The sequence below is a fragment of the Anabaena sp. 4-3 genome, from assembly GCF_001597745.1.
GTDB lineage: Bacteria > Cyanobacteriota > Cyanobacteriia > Cyanobacteriales > Nostocaceae > Trichormus.
In genome coordinates this window covers 71,301-71,675 of sequence record NZ_LUHJ01000064.1, presented here as the reverse complement: position 1 = coordinate 71,675, position 375 = coordinate 71,301, and the positions used below count along the sequence as shown (strand labels likewise).

The window sequence follows — 375 nt, the reverse complement described above, 5'->3', positions numbered from 1 at the left end:
AGAAAAAAGGCAGACACGATAGTTTTACCCTAGATGGTGCAATTAAGATTGACACCCGTAAAGTCAGAGTACCTGTGATTGGATGGCTAAAAACTTACGAAGATTTACCAATAGGATATCAACCCAAATCAGTCACCATCAGTAAACAAGCTCATCAGTGGTTTATCTCTTGGAAAATAGAAGTAGAAACTTCCACAACACCTAAAACGCAAGAGTTTGTAGGCGTTGATTTAGGTATTAATCATTTAGCCACACTTTCAACAGGAGAAATATTTGATGGCGTAAAGAGTTATCAAAAGTATGAGTCCAAACTAGCCAGAATGCAATACTTGAACCGTCATAAACAACCGAGTTCAAGTAATTACAGAAAATCCC

The 375-nt window shown here is 37.3% G+C and carries 1 protein-coding gene; it reads left to right on the top strand.

The window, feature by feature from the left end:
• The coding region (locus A3775_RS24730) for a transposase (protein WP_197480186.1) at positions 1-375 on the top strand (375 nt) is incomplete at both ends.